General features: G+C 36.2%; 1 pseudogene. It reads right to left on the bottom strand.

Features of this window, described 5'->3' with window-relative positions:
- Positions 1 to 301 (bottom strand): annotated as a pseudogene (locus VQ048_RS12925) (type VI secretion system Vgr family protein); the annotation flags it as partial.

Below are 301 nucleotides of genomic sequence, written 5' to 3'. Positions count from 1 at the left end.
GTCGTTGTTATCCTTTACAATAGCAGGTTGGTCTTCACATTTAGCAAAAGCATTCTCATCTACATAAGGCGACACAAAAATATCAGGAATACCTACAAACTCATTCCAATAAGTATCACCATCTAAGTAATGGGTTATCTCCAAAATACGATAAATTTCCATCGCTTTTCCATTAATATCGTACATATCAGCTAAACTCCCTGATTTGAGTAGTGGATTACGACTCTTGCCCTTAACCCACATCATATGCTGCAATTTCTCTTTGTATAGTGGAACTTTATAACGAGCATCACTATCTTCA

It is taken from the genome of Bergeyella anatis, assembly GCF_036016955.1.
Taxonomy (GTDB): Bacteria; Bacteroidota; Bacteroidia; order Flavobacteriales; family Weeksellaceae; genus JAYWXI01.
The sequence above is the reverse complement of the archived record's forward strand: the minus strand, read 5'-3'. Positions and strand labels throughout refer to the sequence as shown.